The following is a 16041-nucleotide window of genomic DNA, read 5'->3' as shown; positions in this document are numbered from 1 at the left end:
GGTTTGCCCGCGCGCCGTTCACGTCATTGCCGCACGACCGGCGGCGGCTGCCAGCTGCCGTCGGTGGCTTGCGGCTTCGGCGCATACAGGCGCAGCACCAGTTGCATGTCCGCGCGCGGTGCGGGCAGCCAGTTGCCGGTGCGGCTGCGCGTCGACGACACGACCACGTCGAGCGAACCGTCGCGATTGCGGCGCGCGCCATTGCGATCGCCAACCGCGAGCCGCGCCGGCGCGTTCTCGCTCAGCGCGCCATCCTTCGTGTACGCGGTGATGGTCCAGAATCCGCGCACCGGCGGCAACTGGTTCGCCGCGAAGTGGATCACGTAGCGATTCGCGCCGTTCAGCGTGTGACCGTCGCTGTCCTGCGTGACGACCGCGCGTACTTCGTCATCCTTCGTACCGATCCCCAACTCCGCGCTCGCCGCATACGCGCGCAATGCGTAGTCGGGACCATAGTTGCCGACGCCGTCGCCGAGCCAGCTCCAGCCGTTCGCGCTCAGCAGATTCGACGGCGGCGTCGCGACGCGCTCGCGACCATCGGCGAGACCGGCCGCGAGCACAGCGGATGACTTCGGCAGATTCACGGGATCGCCGGGCGTCACGCCGAGGTCGGAGAGGAATTTGAGCGCATGCGGATCGGCCGGTGTCGGCGGATTGTCAGGCAACGCGTCGGCAAGACGGCCGAAGAAGCCGCTCGCATCGAGCGCGGCGACCTGCTGCGCCGGCGTGCCGCTCGGGCCCGCGACGCCGCTTGCGTAACCGCGCGGCGGCACCGCCGGCTCGGCGTCGCCGACGAACACGCTCAGCGGCTCCAGACGGATCGCGCGCTGCAGCTTGCGCACCGCGTTCAGATCGCGCGCGCCGCTCGACTGGATGCGCACGCTGATCCAGGCGTTGCGGGTCGGCACCTCGACGCGCGTCGCGCCCTTCGGCAGCTCGCCCTTCCAGCCCGGTGCGACGAACGCGATCGTCTGCGCGCGCAGGCCCTTCGCCGTGCCCGTGCCCGCAGCGAACTGCGGTCCGGTCGACCACGCGACGTTGGTCCACATGTCGAGCACGCGTGCATCGACGTAACGGCCATGCGAATCAGGTAGCGCCAGGATCACCGGCTCGGCCGCAAGGTCGAGCCAGCCGGTCGAGTCGAGCGTGTCGAGGCTCGGCTGCGGCGGGTTGGTCGCACCGATCGGCGGCAGCGCCTGGGCGTGGCGCAGCGTGTTGAAAGGCGCCTGGCCCGGCTCGGTGCCGACCGCCGCATCGCGCGCGGCGCTCATCAGCACGAGCGGATAGCCGAATACGTACGAGTCGGCGACTTCGTCCTTGACCCAGCCGTTGCTTTGTTGCGTCGCGGTGGGGGTGGACGCGCAGCTGGCCAGCAGTGCGATACCCGCGAGCGATACGCAGGTTCGTTGCAGCAAAAACAGTTCTCGGAGATTTTTTATCATTCGTTCAGAGTGCGGAGCGTGCAGCCCTATAGGAGATGCCGGTGTGCAGCGCCACGTGCATGCGCGGTTCTCCCGAAACACTGCGCAGCGAGTCCGCGGATTGCGATTCCGACAACCTCGCGTTGTATCGTATCCTTGCTAGCCAGGCAAGCACAAAGCAGCGTCGTTGCCACATTATGTTCCCGCGCCAACGGCTCGCGCGAGCGCGCCACGCTTTTTTGATTCGCGAATCCGTCGATCCGCCGTCTCGCCGATTCGCCCTCACTCTTTCGTCGTCCTGCATTCGGAGCGTTTCAATGTACATGCCCGCCCATTTCGAAGAGAACCGTCCAGAGGTTCTTCACCGCCTGATCGCCGAGCACTCTTTCGGCGCGCTGATCACGCACGGCCCCAATGGGCTCGACGCGAATCATTTGCCGTTCGAGGCGCAGGCGGACGCGGCGGATTCGTCACGTCTGGTGCTGCGCGCGCACGTCGCGCGGGCGAACCCGGTCTGGCAGGAAGCCGCGACTCATCCCGAAGCGCTCGTGATCTTCCAGGGGCCGACCGCCTATATTTCGCCGAGCTGGTACCCGAGCAAACACGAAACGCACAAGCAGGTGCCGACCTACAACTATATGGTCGTGCATGCTCATGGCAGGATTGTGGTGCATGACGATGAATCGTTCGTGCGCGGCCTCGTCGCGCGACTCACGCGCAAGATGGAAGCCGGCGAGCCGGTGCCGTGGAAGATGGGCGACGCGCCGGCCGACTTCATCGCGCAGATGCTCGGCGCGATCGTCGGTATCGAGATCGAAGTGACGCGGCTCGTCGGCAAATGGAAGCTCGGCCAGAACAAGGCGGCCGAAGACCGGCGCGGCGCGGCGCAAACGCTGCTCGCGCGCGACGGCGATCAACAGAAAGCGGTGGGACAGGCGATGCTGGATGCGCCGCCGGCGTTTTGACGGAGGGCGCATAATCCGGCCTTGACCTTCCCGTCATGGGAAGGTCGATACTGGCTTCACCATGCGGCCCAATGCCGCCACGAGCCTTGCCTGCCATGACCGGACTTGCCAACCCGCAGCGCCCCGCCGACGCTGCCGCTTCCCCTTCCCCTTCACTCACGCGCGTCGTCGAACTCGACATCGGCGGGATGACTTGCGCGTCGTGCGCGAGCCGCGTCGAAAAAGCGCTGACCAGGCTGCCGGGGGTGGCGCGCGCATCGGTGAATCTCGCGACCGAGCGCGCCCGCGTGGAAAGCGACGCGACGCTCGCGCCTCAGCAACTGGCCGAGGCCGTGCGCAAGGCCGGATACGAAGCGACACCGGTCGCCAACGCCGATGTCGCCGAACAGACAATCGCGACGCTTGCCGCGACACCCGCCGACACGCCGCCGACCACTGAACTGGAGATCGGCGGCATGACCTGCGCAGCCTGCGCGTTGCGCGTCGAAAAGGCGCTCGCGAAGGTGCCTGGCGTCGCGCGCGCGTCGGTCAATCTGGCGACCGAAACCGCCACCGTTCATCCGCAAGGCACCGCATCCGCCGATGCCGCCGCGCTGGTCGCCGCCGTTAGAAAGGCCGGCTACGAAGCGACGCTGAGCGCGCCGCCCGCTGCTGTCGCTCCGGCCGAGACAATGGCGGCGACGGCCGCCTCGACTGGCGCCGTCAGCGACATCCTCGACACGACGCCTGCCCCGGCCGTCGACCGCAAGCAGGTTCAAATTCGCCGCGACCTCGCGAGCGTTGGCGCGTGCGCGTTGCTGACGCTGCCGCTCGTCGCGCCGATGTTCGGCGAATGGTTCGGCCTGCACGCGATGCTGCCGGCGTGGCCGCAGTTCGTGCTCGCGTCGATCGTGCAGTTCGTGTTCGGCGCGCGCTTCTATCGCGCCGCCTGGCGCGCGGTGCGCGCCGGCGCGGGCAACATGGATCTGCTGGTCGCGCTCGGCACATCGGCGGCGTACGGCATCAGCGTCTACGAACTCGCGGTGCATCCGGGCGACACGATGCATCTGTACTTCGAGGCATCGGCAGTCGTGATCACGCTGGTGCGCTTCGGCAAATGGCTCGAGGCGCGCGCGAAGCGCCAGACCACCGACGCGATCCGCGCGCTCAACGCGCTGCGCCCGGAGCGCGCGCGCATCCGCGACGGCGCGGGCGAGCGCGAGGTGCCGCTCGCGCAGGTGCGGGTCGGCAGCATCGTGATCGTGCGGCCGGGCGAGCGCGTGCCGGTCGACGGCGCGGTCCTCGAAGGCCGCACGCATATCGACGAAGCGCTGATCACCGGCGAAAGCCTGCCGGTGCCGAAGCAGACCGGCGACGCCGTCACGGCCGGCTCGATCAACGGCGAAGGCGCGCTCGTGGTGACGACCACCGCGATCGGCGCGGAGACGACGCTCGCGCGCATCATCCGGCTCGTCGAAAGCGCGCAGGCCGAGAAGGCGCCGATCCAGCGGCTGGTTGACCGCGTCAGCGAAATCTTCGTGCCGGCCATTCTCGCGCTCGCCGCTCTGACGCTGATCGGCTGGCTGCTTGCCGGCGCGGGCGCGGAAACCGCGATCCTGAACGCGGTCGCGGTGCTGGTGATCGCCTGCCCGTGCGCGCTCGGACTCGCGACACCCGCCGCGATCATGGCCGGCACCGGCGTCGCCGCGCGCCACGGCGTCCTGATCAAGGACGCGGAAGCGCTCGAAGTCGCGCATCGCGTGTCGATCGTCGCGTTCGATAAAACCGGCACGCTGACGCTCGGCCAGCCATCGGTGACGGCGTTCGAGCCGGTCGGCGGCGTGAGCCGCGACGAAGCGCTCGTGCTCGCGGCGGCGGTGCAGCGGCATAGCGATCATCCGCTGGCGCGGGCGGTGGTGCGCGCGTCCGAGGCTCAACTCGGGCAAATCGCTGGCGAAGCCGGCGGGCCAAGCGCCACCGCCGCTCGCGCAGTCGCCGGTCGGGGCGTCGAAGCCGACGTCGACGGCCGCACCCTCGCGCTCGGCAGCACGCGCTGGCTGCATGAGCTCGATATCGCGCTGCCGCCCGCGCTCAACGCGCGCGCGCAGGAACTCGAAGCGGCGGGCAACACGGTGTCGTGGCTGATGACGCGCGCGCCCGACTCGCCCGAAGCGCTCGCGCTGATCGCGTTCGGCGACACGGTGAAGCCGACCGCGCGCGCGGCCGTCGCGCGGCTCGCGCAAATGGGCATCCGCAGCGTGCTCGTGACCGGCGATAACCACGGCAGCGCGGCGAGCGTCGCGCGGGCGCTCGGCATCGACGAATTCCACGCCGAGGTGCTGCCCGACGACAAGGCCCGCGTGATCCGCGACCTGAAGATGCGCCACGCCGGCATCGTCGCGATGGCGGGCGACGGCATCAACGACGCGCCCGCACTCGCCGCCGCCGACATCGGCATCGCGATGGCAACCGGCACCGACGTCGCCATGCACGCCGCCGGCGTCACGCTGATGCGCGGCGACCCGGCGCTGGTCGCCGATGCGATCGACATCTCGCGCAGAACCTGGCGCAAGATCCAGCAGAACCTGTTCTGGGCATTCGTGTACAACCTGATCGGCATTCCGCTGGCCGCGTTCGGCTTGCTCAATCCGATGCTCGCGGGCGCGGCGATGGCGTTTTCGAGCGTCAGCGTCGTCACCAATGCGCTGCTGTTGCGGACTTGGCGCACAGCGCCCGGTCGCACCGTCGCTCAGGCGCGCCAAGCAGCATAGGAACACCCTTCCGGGCTTCCGTCTCGTCCTTTTTGGGGGCCCATTGCGGCCCCTTTCAGCCTGTTACGGCCGCCTTTCATACACCCTCAAGCCCGCCGTCTCCCGAGCCGTAAACAAGTCAATCGATGCCCGATCGCGGCCACGCCCGACGAGCATCGCCCAATCCCCATTTCACGCCTGCCCATGAACTCATTCTTCTCGCGCCGCGCCAGCGTCGGCGCACGGCTTGCCGTGCTCTCGTGCGTGCTGGTCGCGGTCATTTTCAGCACCTTCGCGTGGGCGCTCGCACGGGCCGCCGGCGACCAGGTGCGCGACCAGGTGCTCGCGCACATCGCCGACAAAGACCGCTCGATCGCCGCGATGATCGCGCTGTTCGACAAGGCGCTGTCGGCCGAGGTCGATCGATCGATGGCGCTATTCGCTAGCTTCCTGCCCACCGACTTCTCGCTCGACGACACGCAGAAGGTCGACATCGGCGGCACTGCGACGCCGACTTTCAAAGCCGGCGACAAGGTGCTGAACCTCGACTTCACGATTCCCGACCAGTTCCTCCAACGCAGCGGCGCGATCGCGACCATTTTTGCGCGCAGCGGCGACGACTTCGTGCGCGTGACCACGTCGCTGAAGAAGCAGGACGGCACCCGCGCGATCGGCACGCTGCTCGACCGCAAGGGGCCCGCCTATGCGCCGCTGCTCGCGAACCGCACGTACACCGGCCTCGCCCCGCTGTTCGGCAAGCGCATGATCACGCAGTACAAGCCGATCACCGACGCGAGCGGCCGAGTGATCGGCGCGCTGTTCGTCGGCGTCGACGTGGACAAGGAGATCCAGTCGGTCCAGGACGGCATCCGCGCGCTGAAAATCGGCGCGAGCGGCTATTACTTCGTGCTCGACGCGTCGAGCGGCGCGGAGCGCGGCAAGCTGCTCGTGCATCCGGCTGCCGCCGGCCAGAAAGCCGACGACGCGAACGCACCGTACCAGCGCATGCTCGACATGAAGCAGGGCGAGCTCGACTACCGCTCGGCCGACGCGACCCTCGGCGAGAGCGACGCGGGCGACAAGTTCGTGTCGTTCGTCACGGTGCCGGAGTGGCAGTGGCTCGTCGGCGGCGTCGCGCCGCGCGACGAAGTGATGGCCGACGTCGTGCGCACCCGCAACGCGTTCCTGCTGCTCGGCCTCGCGCTGGTCGGCCTGTTCGCGATCGTGTTCCTCATCGCGGTGCGGCGGCTCGTCAGCCGTCCGCTCGAGGAAGCCGCGCGTGCGTCCGAGCGTCTCGCCGCGGGCGATCTGAGCGTGCGCGTGACACACGGCCGCACGCGCGCCGACGAGATCGGCCGTCTGATGCAGGCGATCGACGGCATCGGCGAAGGGCTCGCGCGCATCGTCGCGCAGGTGCGCAACGCGTCGGCCGGCATGTCGGCGGGTACCGAGAAAATCGCCGCCGGCAGCGGCAACATCGCGATGCGCATCGCGACCCAGGCAAGCAGCCTCGAGGAAACTGCCGCGAGCATGGAGCAGATCACGTCGACCGTGCAGCAGAACGCCGATCACGCGACCGAAGCGAACACGCTCGTCACACAAGCCGCCGACGCCGCGCTCGAAGGCGGCCGGGCGGTCGAACGCGTGGTGTCGACGATGGGCGAGATCGGCCGCTCGTCGCAGAAAATCGCCGAGATCACGACGGTGATCGAGGGCATCGCCTTCCAGACCAACATCCTCGCGCTGAACGCGGCCGTCGAAGCGGCGCGCGCGGGCGAGCACGGCAAGGGCTTTGCGGTCGTCGCGTCGGAAGTGCGCGCGCTCGCGCAGCGCAGCGCGGCGGCAGTGAAGGAGATCGAGGGAGTGATCGCGGCGTCGGGCGCGAACGTCGACAGCGGTTTTCGGATTGCCGAAGAAGCGAGCGCGACGATGCAAGGCATCGTCACTCAGGTCGGTCAGGTCCGCGCGATCATGAGCGAGATCAACGTCGCGTCGCGCGAGCAGTCGGGCGGCATCGAGCAGGTCAACCGGGCGGTCACGCAGATCGGCGAGGCGACGCAGCAGAATGCGACGATCGTCGTCGATGCGGAAACCGCCGCGGCCGAATTGCGCGAGCAGGCTGCGCGGCTCGCGCAGCTGGTCAGCGTGTTCAAGCTGGAAGGCGAGCGCGGCTGACGGATCTGCGTACTGCGGGCGGCGGCGCACGGCGCCCGCCGCGCTCAGAACTCGACATCCAGTTCGTCGATCTCCTCGACCTCCTGCCGCGCCAGCGAGATCCACTCGCGCATTTCGGGCAGCGCCATGATGTGTTGCCCGTATTCGACGATATCCGGCTCGAGTTGCACGTCATAGGTCACGAAACGCGTGACCACCGGCGCGTACATCGCGTCCGCCGCGGTCCGCTCGCCGAACAGGAACGGACCGCCGTACTCCTTCAGGCATTCACGCCAGATCGTCACGATCCGCTCGATATCCGACTGCGCGCGCGCCCAGACCTTGAAGCCCGGGAAATGCGCCTTCAGGTTCATCGGCAGCGCCGAGCGCAACGACGCAAACCCCGAATGCATCTCGCCGCAGATCGAGCGGCAATGCGCGCGGGCGCGGATCTCATGCGGCAACAGCGCGGCTTGCGGCTTCAGCTCGTTCAGATATTCGGCAATCGCCAGCGTGTCCCAGACCTTGACGCCGTCGTGCACGAGGCATGGCACCAGAATCGACGGCGAGAGCAACAGTAGTTCGGCGCGCGTCGCGGGGTCGTCGATCGGCACGACGAGTTCCTCGAACGGCAAGCCGCTGAACTTCGTCAGCAGCCAGCCGCGCAGCGACCACGACGAATAGTTCCTGCTGCTAATCGTGAGCGTAGTATTTCCCATGCGTGTGTCCTCCAGATCGGGTATCGCGCCGCGCGTGCTTGCACCCATGCACGCCGCGGTGCGCGCGCGCACCAAAGCGCGGCAAGGCCGGCCCGTTTCGCCTACGCACGCAAGTGATATGCCGACGCACGCGAGACATGCCGCGACATACCGCGGCACACCGGGCGACGCGCGCCAGCGCCTGGCGCACCGCTTGCTTTTATTCGGGTTCCTGTTTTTCTGGCGCATTCGAGTGAAAGTATGAATCTGTTCGCCTATCCCGCCTATCAGGCCTGCGCCGACATGCTGCTGCCGCTGCGACACGGCGCGGCGCTGGCGAACCACTCGCTCGATGCGTGGCCGACATTCGCGGCTACGCCCCACGGACGCTCGCTGCGCGCGACCTGCGAACTGCTGATACTCGGCGGACTCACGCCGACGCGGCCACCGTTCGGCATCGACAGCGTCGTCACCGAAGGCGGGCCGGTCGCGGTGGTCGAGGAAGTCGTCGCGCGCACGCCGTTCTGCTCGCTGCTGCATTTTCGCAAGGGCGCCGTGCTTTCGACGCCGCAGCCGCGCGTGCTGATGGTTGCGCCGATGTCGGGACACTTCGCGACGCTGCTGCGCGCAACCGTGCGCACGATGCTGCCCGAGCACGACGTCTATATCACCGACTGGCACAATCCGCGCGACGTGCCGCTCGGCGAGGGCCGCTTCGGCTTCGACGAGTTCGTGCGCCACGTGATCGACTTCACCGCGACGATCGGGTCCGGCACGCATCTGCTGGCGGTCTGCCAACCGACCGTCGCGGCGCTCGCCGCCGTCGCGCTGATGGCCGCCGACGACCATCCCGCGCAGCCGGCCAGCATGACGCTGATGGCCGGCCCGATCGACACGCGCATCAATCCGACCCGTGTCAACGAACTGGCGAGGAGCCGGCCGATCGAGTGGTTCGAGCGCAACCTGATCAGCGCGGTGCCGTTCGGCTTTGCGGGCGCGCAGCGTCGCGTGTATCCGGGCTTCGTTCAGTTGGCCTCGTTCATGGCGATGAATCCGGGCCGCCACGCCGACTCGTTCGAAACGATGTACTACGAGCGCGGCAAGGGTGATCCGCAAAAAGCCGACACCATTCGCACGTTCTACGAAGAGTACTTCGCGACGATGGATCTGACGGCCGACTTCTATCTGGAAACCGTCGACACGGTCTTTCAGCAGCATGCGCTGCCGTTGCGCGCGCTCGAAGTCGAGGGGCGTCTGGTCGAGCCGTCGAAGATTCGCCGCACCGCATTGCTGACCGTGGAAGGCGAAAAGGACGATATCTGCGCGGTCGGTCAGACGCTCGCCGCGCAGGACATCTGCGATCGTCTGCGGCCGTACCTGAAGACGCATTACGTGCAGACGGGCGTCGGCCACTACGGCGTGTTCAGCGGACGTCGCTGGGAGCGGCATATTTATCCGCGCGTGCGGGCCGTGATTTACGACAACGAACCGCGCGCGGTGCTCGTCAGTTCACGCGCGCGTCCGATCCAGCCGGTGCCCGCGGCGACCGCGGCCGAAGTCACGGCGGCCGCGCCGGTCGCGGCCTCTGTTGTCGGAGTGGAGGTGGATGCGCCCGTAGGCGGGAGCGGGAGCGGCAACGGCGATTCCTCGGCCCAATCGTCCGGGCAGCCGTCACGCAAACCGCCGTCCGTGACGTCCTGAGCGTTCAGGCCGTTGGCCGGATCATCTGGAACATCTCGCCGATCTGCGCATAGTCGGCGCGATAGCCCGCGCGCATGATCGGCTGCGCGGCGTGCGTGTCGAACAGGCCGTCCTTCAGATAGGCCTCGTCGATATGCACGCCGACCACCTGGCCGAGCGACAGATAGTTGTCCATCGGCTTGCCGTCGACATCATGCAGACGCACGATCTCCAGCAGCTTGCATTCGAGCGCAGCGGGCGATTCGGCCACGTGCGGCACTGCCACGTTGCGGCCCGGCGCGGGCGTGAGCCCGGCCAGTGCGAACTCGTCGACGTGCGGCGCGACCGGCGCCGACGAGCGGTTCATCTGCTCGGCAAGCGGCCGGGTAGCGAGATTCCACACGAATTCACCGGTCGCCTCGATGTTGGCGAGGCTGTCCTTGCGGCCCTCGCTGCTGAAACCGATGATCGGCGGAAAGGTCGCGAACGCGCCGAAAAAGCTGTATGGCGCAAGGTTGAGCGCGCCTTGCGCATCGCGCGACGAAATCCAGCCGATCAGCCGTGGCGCGACGATCGCCTTGAAAGGATCGTGCGGCAGGCCGTGACCGGCGGCGGGATCGTAGAAGTAGTGAGACATGACTTGAGACTCGTGTGATGGTCAGCGCAAAAAGCGGCGCAGAAGCAGATCCGGAACGGCTACTTATACAGCACTAGCCGCGCCCGATCACGCGCTTGCGCCCCTCCTTGACCCGCGCGATCCGCGCTTCGTCCCAGTCGTGAAAACCCGCGCCGCTGCGCACGCCGACCCGCCCGGCGTCGACCTGCGCGCGCAGCAGATCGATCACGTCCTCGTCCTTCGCGAGTTGCGGCATCAGATGCGACGCGATGTCGACGAAGGTGTCGAGCCCGCCCATATCCGCGCTTTCGAACGGTCCGACGATGCCCCAGCGGCGTCCGAGCGAAGCCTTCATCACGCGATCGACGACTTCGGGCGTTGCCGCCCCCGAACGCACGATATGCAAGGCCTCGCGCAGCACCGCGAACTGCAGCCGATTGCCGACGAAGCCAGCAATCGCCTTCGCGAGCACGACCGGCTCCATGCCGATCGCGCTCATCAGCCCGGCGGTTTGCTGCACGACTTCGGGCGCGGTCTCGGTGCCCGGCACGACCTCGACGAGCGGAATCATGTGCGGCGGGTTCCAGAAATGCGCGATCACGAAGCGTTCCTTCGCGCGCAGCGGGGTGGCGAGCTGGTCGGGCGGGAAGCCGCTGGTGTTGCTCGCGAGGATCGCATCGTCGGCGAGCAGGCCGGTCAGTGTCGCGTAAAGGCGATGCTTGAGTTCGAGCACCTCGGGAATCGCCTCGATCACGAAGCGCGCTTGCGCGACCGCGGCGAGCTGCGCATGCGTTTCGATGCGCGCGAGCGCCGCCTGTTTGGCGGCCTCGTCGATCCGGCCCGCGTCGATCAGCTCGTCGAGCACCGCTTGCGCTTTCGGCGCGACGCTCGCGAGCCGGGCCGGATCGACGTCGTGAACGATCGTCCGGTATCCATGCAGCGCGGCCTGCGTCGCAATGCCGACACCCATCAGTCCGGTGCCCACCACCCCTATCGCCACATCCTGCGTCGTCTTGTCCACACGCACTCCCCGCCACCGTCGATCAAAGTCCCGAAGCATAGCGCAGCACGCTGCATTCCCCCGGTGGGACTTGCAAGCCCAAATGCGACGAAGCCGCTCTTTCCGTGGAGGGAAGACCGGCTTCGTGGACTCACGCCGCCCGTTGCGGCGCGGTCAGGTGCGCATTAGTAGCGCGGCGGCGGCGGGCGGTGATCGTCGTGATAGCCGTCTCGATGGTGCGGATCGTAGTCGCGCGGATGACGGCGCATCCAGTCGTCGTGCGCCCAGTAGCGGTGGCCGTCCCAATAACGATCGCCGTGCCAGCCGATGTTGACCGATACGCCCGCCGGCATCATGTGCGGTTGATCGTACACGACCGGCGCCGGGCGGTGCTCGACGATCACGCGGTCTTGCGCGAATGCGCTACCGGCCGCGACGAGCGCGCCGCCCGCGAGCAGCGTTGCGATCAGCGAGCGCGATGCCTTGCCAAAGGTTTTCATAATGACCTCCCGTCAAAGTGTTATTCCAGGCCAGCGTCCGTGTTTGCCCGGATCGTGCGATTCACTTCCGAACCAGACGCCGTACGCTTGAGACCCACTTTAGCGGCCCGCATCGCGTGAAGACGTTAGCACTTGTAAGCGTGCATTTCATAGTCGAAGGCGGATGACGGAAGCTCGATTTCGCTTTCTCACTGCATGGAACGAGGCTTACACGGCGGCTCTGTCGTTCTACCCGCCACACCAGCATGAAAGCCGGTTACATTCATTTCGGCCCCGAAATATTCCGCAAGCGCAATGGTGCATCGCGGTAAAACGCCACCAAAAACAAAAAGCCACGATTCGCATTTCGCGAATAGTGGCTCACTGAATAACGCACCCGAGGTGCGCGCCCCAGCGCGTCGTGTCGCGCTGAGGAAGGTACGGCTGGACTTAGTCCGTCAGTTTGATGCCGAACAGCGTGGACTGCGCGCGGCGCAGACGCTCCGCTTCGCGGGCACGCGCCGCATACGAATAGTCCGAATCCAGCGGCAGATGAGGCGACGCAAAGAGGTCGCTGATCTTTTGGAACAGTGCAAAGATGAAGCTCATGGCGACTCCCGGTTAGTGACTGCATTGCTAGGGTTTTCCCTTAGCCATGATTATAGGGGTTTTCCCTAGGAAAAAGCTAGTGCAATGCAGCAAAATTTCGGTGCGGTCGTTGTCGCGGTGTCACGGGGCCGGGAGGTGTTGCATCCCAACAACATCCCCCGATTCAACGACCGGGTGGGCGGCCGTGCTGAGCGCGAGCATGCCTCGCGTGTGTCGGCGTAGCGCTGGGCTGTAGGGGCGCGTTGGGAAGCGCCGCGGTGGGGGGCGTGACGGCGGCGGTCGCCGACGCCGCGTTCGCCGTCGCGGCCATCGCCGTATGCGCGTCGAGCAGGCTCACCATCGCCGCTTGCTGGTTCTGCATCATCTGTTCGATGCGCTGTTGCTGGGCCGTCGTCTCGTGCGTGAGGCGCATCAGCAGCAGCGTCTGCGCGATGCCGATCGCCACCGTCACCAGCAGTGCACCGACCACGATCGACAGCATCCATTTCACGCGCCGCGAATGATCGGTCGCGGCGCGGCGCTGATCGGCGATCACGCCATAGAGCGCATCGACCGTATCGGCGAACGCGGTGGCACGCGCGCGGTCGAGTTCCGGTTCCGAGCGTTGCGCGGTGGCAGCCGCGTCGGTGCGGCGCGCGTCACGCCAAGACGTGGCGAATCCGGTGTGGTTCTCTGCGGACGCGGGCCGGGGTGTCGTCAACGGCGCGGTGGTCGAGGACTTGTCGTCCTGTTTCGGCGTCACAGCCCCTGGCGAGGCGGACTGAGTACGCGTCACGGACTCGTTGGTGGACTTGCGCGCGCTACTGTCGTCGGTCGCGGCGGACGTTGCGGACGAGGCTGGAATCGCAGCCGCAGTCGCATCGCGCGATGCCGTCGCGGCTTTCGCAAAGGTCGCGGCGAAACGCTGCTGCGGCTTGCCCGCGCCCGCCGTCGCTGCCGACTCCGCTTCAGCCGCCTGACGCAATGCGGTCACGCTGCGCGCGACGGTCGCGGCGGCCATCGCCGAGCTCAGCGGCGCGGATGACTCACGCGAAGGGGGGGTGGGTTTGTCGTCGGTGTTTGCTTCGGCGTTCGGCGTTGCATCGTCGGAGGCGCCGTTCGCGGGCTTGCTTGCGGGCGCATCCGCCGCCGCCATCGCCGGTTCGACGTCAAACCCGCTCAACTGCTCGTTCACCGGCATCGGTACATCCACTTTCGCCGCACGCGGTGCGCGGCGCGCAGTCTTGTCGAGCGCCATGTGTTCATCGAATGCGCCGACCGCCTGCAGCACCACGTCCGGCAATTCGAACCCGTGCAGCGTGCCTTGGCGGACGTCGATGTTCATCGCTTCGAGCGTCGCGCGGGTGGGATCGTCGGGGAACAGGTCGAGCGTGCTGTCGTCGCGCGCGACGCCGCTCAGTTGCGCGAGGCGTTGCGCCGAGCGCGCCGCGCGCGCCAGCTTGTTTTCGGTTTCAGTGGAGACGGCGCCCTGCCGCTGCTTCTTCGAAGCGACGCGCCGGGGCCTGGACTGCGGGGATGCTGCGGAATCTGCCATAGAGGAAAAAGCGGTCGTCGCCAGGAACGGGCGCCGGATGCCGCTCGTCATTGCCGTTGGAATATTTAGAGCCAGCATTGTCGCATGGCGCTCCGCCCGCGCCGAAGCCATTCCCCGACGATTTGCGCGCTTTCGAGCCCCTCGCGCGTTTCACGACCTCACGTCGTCGCTGCGGAATTCCCGCACGAGCAATTGCCGAAGGCGCGCGCAGATCGACCCGTATCAGATCACCGAGCATCGTCGCTCCTCCTTATTTGAAATTGAGCGGCAGCGAAGGCTCAACGCACGTCACGCCTCGTAGGCGTCGAGCATTCCGGATGCTTGACTCGAGGTGTCAGCGCGAGGCGTTTGCTTTATGCTAGGCCGCAGACCACAGCGACCCGGCCGAGCGGACCCCTGAGCCGCCACCCTGAGCGCCGCCTCGATACACTGCGCACGTTACGCGCCCGAACCAACCGACCATGCCAAGCACGACCCCTCCCCCCGCTTCGACGACCACCGCCGCGAACGCGCTGCGCGAGCACTTCGCGAACGTGGTGCTGCCGATGTGGCGCGGGCCCGGCTTCAACCACGCGTTGCAGCTGCCCTACGAAGCGCTCGACGCCACCGGAGCCGAGCCTTTGCCCGCGCAACGCTATCGGGCGATGGCGTGCGCGCGGCAGTTGTTCACGTTTGCGCAAGCGGGCGACATGGAACACGCCCGCGTGCTGTTCGATTCGCTGACGCGCACCTTTCGGGACGCCAACCACGGCGGATGGGTTTATAGCGTCGACGCGCTCGGCGTGCCGCTCGACACGACGAAGGACCTCTACACGCACGCGTTCGTCGTGTTCGCTTGCGCGGAATACGCGCGGCGCTCCGCCAACGTCGACGCGCTGAAGCTCGTACACAGCACGACCGCGCTGATCCAGTCGAACTTCGCGGCCGACGGCGATCTGTTCAACGCCGCGCTGAACGTCGACTTTTCGAAAGTCACCGCCACGCCGCTGCAGAATCCGCTGATGCACCTGACCGAAGCGTGGCTCGCCGCCTGCCAGGCGACGCGCGATAACGTCTTCGGCGCCGCGTTGCGCCGCCTCGCTGGCGCGGTCGCGCGACACTTCGTGCATGCGCCGAGCGGCTGCATCGCCGAACTGCCGATCGGTGCGAGCGGCAACCGTCTGGAGCCGGGACATCAGTTCGAGTGGTACTGGCTGGTCAGGCAGGCGGGCGCGCTGTTCGACGGAACGGGGCTAACGGAAGCGCTGGCGCGCGCTTTCGCCTTCGCGCAGCAGCATGGTGTGGACCCGAACAACGGCGGGGTGTGTGCATCGCTCGACGAGGCTGGCAATGTCAGCGACGCGACTCAGCGGATCTGGGCGCAGACGGAATACCTGCGTGCGCTCGCCTCTCACGACGATCCGGCCGTGCGCGCGGCGCTGCCGCAACAGATCGCGCGTTTTCAGCGATGCTTTTTGCATGAACATGGCTGGTTCGAATGCAAGACGGCGAGCGGTGAAGTTGCGCGCGCCGACATGCCGTCAACCACGCCTTATCACTTGGCTACCGCCTATGCGGCGCTGCCCGTGGGTACCGAAGCGGGCGCGGAAACTTAGCCGAATTTGGACATCGATAAATGAAATTGAACGCTTGATCGTCTCAATAAAGAGCCGCATGCATGGACGACGATCCGCCGCCGGGTCGCGAGGAAATTAATGCCGCTGGTAAACCCTGGCGCGAAAAAAGTTCTCGCCAAACGTTCCCAAAGCGCGAAAAAACATCAAAACCGGGAATACCCGGATGCATGTTGATTGGCGTCTGTCATAAAGACGTGATACAACTCTTCCCTCGCGCTCGCTTTGCATTCGAGCAATGCGGTCGCGATGCAATACACAACATTTATTTGGATCAAAAATGGCAACAGGTACTGTTAAGTGGTTTAACGATGCAAAGGGCTTCGGCTTCATCACCCCGGACGACGGCGGCGAAGACCTGTTTGCACACTTCTCGGAAATCCAGGCATCGGGCTTCAAGTCCCTGCAGGAGAACCAGAAAGTGTCGTTCGAAGTCAAGCAAGGCCCGAAGGGCAAGCAGGCTGCAAACATCCAGTCGATCTAAGTACCTTCAGGTACTTTGAGACAGACTTGGGCGTCACGATAGGCCTCTAAAGGCCCCTG

General features: G+C 66.7%; 13 protein-coding genes. 6 read left to right on the top strand and 7 right to left on the bottom strand.

Features of this window, described 5'->3' with window-relative positions; translation table 11 throughout:
• Positions 1–23: 23 nt before the first annotated feature.
• A complete protein-coding gene (locus tag AB3X94_RS05300; protein ID WP_368610948.1) occupies positions 24–1442 on the bottom strand; it encodes a DUF1254 domain-containing protein in 1419 nt (472 codons plus the stop codon).
• A gap of 296 nt (positions 1443–1738) precedes the next feature.
• Between AB3X94_RS05300 and AB3X94_RS05295 the strand changes: the two genes are divergently transcribed.
• The 3 genes from AB3X94_RS05295 to AB3X94_RS05285 all read left to right on the top strand — a co-directional run bounded on the left by AB3X94_RS05295 (position 1739) and on the right by AB3X94_RS05285 (position 7290).
• Positions 1739–2386, top strand: coding sequence for an FMN-binding negative transcriptional regulator (locus AB3X94_RS05295; RefSeq protein ID WP_368610947.1), 648 nt, complete (start codon positions 1739–1741; stop codon positions 2384–2386).
• A 95-nt stretch (positions 2387–2481) separates the two neighbouring features.
• Entirely contained in the window at positions 2482–5136 is a 2655-nt protein-coding gene (locus AB3X94_RS05290) for a heavy metal translocating P-type ATPase (protein ID WP_368610946.1), read from the top strand.
• Positions 5137–5319: 183 nt separating this feature from the next.
• Entirely contained in the window at positions 5320–7290 is a 1971-nt protein-coding gene (locus AB3X94_RS05285; RefSeq protein WP_368610945.1) for a Cache 3/Cache 2 fusion domain-containing protein, read from the top strand.
• 44 nt (positions 7291–7334) lie between these two features.
• On the opposite strand, the gene AB3X94_RS05280 is transcribed toward AB3X94_RS05285, so the two are convergent.
• Entirely contained in the window at positions 7335–7988 is a 654-nt protein-coding gene (locus AB3X94_RS05280; protein WP_176107154.1) for a glutathione S-transferase family protein, read from the bottom strand.
• A 240-nt stretch (positions 7989–8228) separates the two neighbouring features.
• Between AB3X94_RS05280 and AB3X94_RS05275 the strand changes: the two genes are divergently transcribed.
• The gene (locus AB3X94_RS05275; protein WP_368610944.1) at positions 8229–9668 is read left to right on the top strand and encodes a polyhydroxyalkanoate depolymerase; all 1440 of its coding nucleotides are present in this window, start codon (positions 8229–8231) and stop codon (positions 9666–9668) included.
• A gap of 4 nt (positions 9669–9672) precedes the next feature.
• On the opposite strand, the gene AB3X94_RS05270 is transcribed toward AB3X94_RS05275, so the two are convergent.
• From AB3X94_RS05270 to AB3X94_RS05250, 5 genes are all read right to left on the bottom strand, one after another.
• A complete protein-coding gene (locus tag AB3X94_RS05270; RefSeq protein ID WP_368610943.1) occupies positions 9673–10284 on the bottom strand; it encodes a flavin reductase family protein in 612 nt (203 codons plus the stop codon).
• 73 nt (positions 10285–10357) lie between these two features.
• Positions 10358–11323, bottom strand: a complete 966-nt coding sequence (locus AB3X94_RS05265) for a 3-hydroxyacyl-CoA dehydrogenase family protein (protein WP_368610942.1) — start codon at positions 11321–11323, stop codon at positions 10358–10360.
• A gap of 125 nt (positions 11324–11448) precedes the next feature.
• A complete protein-coding gene (locus tag AB3X94_RS05260; protein WP_176107150.1) occupies positions 11449–11763 on the bottom strand; it encodes a hypothetical protein in 315 nt (104 codons plus the stop codon).
• Between the two features lie 429 nt (positions 11764–12192).
• The gene (locus AB3X94_RS05255) at positions 12193–12351 is read right to left on the bottom strand and encodes a hypothetical protein (RefSeq protein WP_176107149.1); all 159 of its coding nucleotides are present in this window, start codon (positions 12349–12351) and stop codon (positions 12193–12195) included.
• Between the two features lie 163 nt (positions 12352–12514).
• Complete coding sequence (locus AB3X94_RS05250; RefSeq protein WP_368610941.1) at positions 12515–13885, bottom strand: hypothetical protein; 1371 nt, start codon at positions 13883–13885, stop codon at positions 12515–12517.
• A gap of 461 nt (positions 13886–14346) precedes the next feature.
• Between AB3X94_RS05250 and AB3X94_RS05245 the strand changes: the two genes are divergently transcribed.
• Both AB3X94_RS05245 and AB3X94_RS05240 read left to right on the top strand, forming a co-directional pair.
• Entirely contained in the window at positions 14347–15480 is a 1134-nt protein-coding gene (locus AB3X94_RS05245; RefSeq protein WP_368610940.1) for an AGE family epimerase/isomerase, read from the top strand.
• 298 nt (positions 15481–15778) lie between these two features.
• Complete coding sequence (locus tag AB3X94_RS05240; RefSeq protein WP_013092907.1) at positions 15779–15982, top strand: cold-shock protein; 204 nt, start codon at positions 15779–15781, stop codon at positions 15980–15982.
• The last annotated feature ends 59 nt before the right edge of the window (positions 15983–16041 follow it).

It is taken from the genome of Paraburkholderia sp. BR10923 (assembly GCF_040948765.1).
GTDB lineage: Bacteria > Pseudomonadota > Gammaproteobacteria > Burkholderiales > Burkholderiaceae > Paraburkholderia > Paraburkholderia youngii.
The sequence above is the reverse complement of the archived record's forward strand: the minus strand, read 5'-3'. Positions and strand labels throughout refer to the sequence as shown.

Bases quoted from the DNA above. Each gene is read 5' to 3' on its own strand.
- AB3X94_RS05300 (WP_368610948.1), bottom strand. From the start codon at position 1,442: ATGATAAAAAATCTCCGAGAACTGTTTTTGCTGCAACGAACCTGCGTA.
- AB3X94_RS05295 (WP_368610947.1), top strand. From the start codon at position 1,739: ATGTACATGCCCGCCCATTTCGAAGAGAACCGTCCAGAGGTTCTTCAC.
- AB3X94_RS05290 (WP_368610946.1), top strand. From the start codon at position 2,482: ATGACCGGACTTGCCAACCCGCAGCGCCCCGCCGACGCTGCCGCTTCC.
- AB3X94_RS05285 (WP_368610945.1), top strand. From the start codon at position 5,320: ATGAACTCATTCTTCTCGCGCCGCGCCAGCGTCGGCGCACGGCTTGCC.
- AB3X94_RS05280 (WP_176107154.1), bottom strand. From the start codon at position 7,988: ATGGGAAATACTACGCTCACGATTAGCAGCAGGAACTATTCGTCGTGG.
- AB3X94_RS05275 (WP_368610944.1), top strand. From the start codon at position 8,229: ATGAATCTGTTCGCCTATCCCGCCTATCAGGCCTGCGCCGACATGCTG.
- AB3X94_RS05270 (WP_368610943.1), bottom strand. From the start codon at position 10,284: ATGTCTCACTACTTCTACGATCCCGCCGCCGGTCACGGCCTGCCGCAC.
- AB3X94_RS05265 (WP_368610942.1), bottom strand. From the start codon at position 11,323: ATGCTTCGGGACTTTGATCGACGGTGGCGGGGAGTGCGTGTGGACAAG.
- AB3X94_RS05260 (WP_176107150.1), bottom strand. From the start codon at position 11,763: ATGAAAACCTTTGGCAAGGCATCGCGCTCGCTGATCGCAACGCTGCTC.
- AB3X94_RS05255 (WP_176107149.1), bottom strand. From the start codon at position 12,351: ATGAGCTTCATCTTTGCACTGTTCCAAAAGATCAGCGACCTCTTTGCG.
- AB3X94_RS05250 (WP_368610941.1), bottom strand. From the start codon at position 13,885: ATGGCAGATTCCGCAGCATCCCCGCAGTCCAGGCCCCGGCGCGTCGCT.
- AB3X94_RS05245 (WP_368610940.1), top strand. From the start codon at position 14,347: ATGCCAAGCACGACCCCTCCCCCCGCTTCGACGACCACCGCCGCGAAC.
- AB3X94_RS05240 (WP_013092907.1), top strand. From the start codon at position 15,779: ATGGCAACAGGTACTGTTAAGTGGTTTAACGATGCAAAGGGCTTCGGC.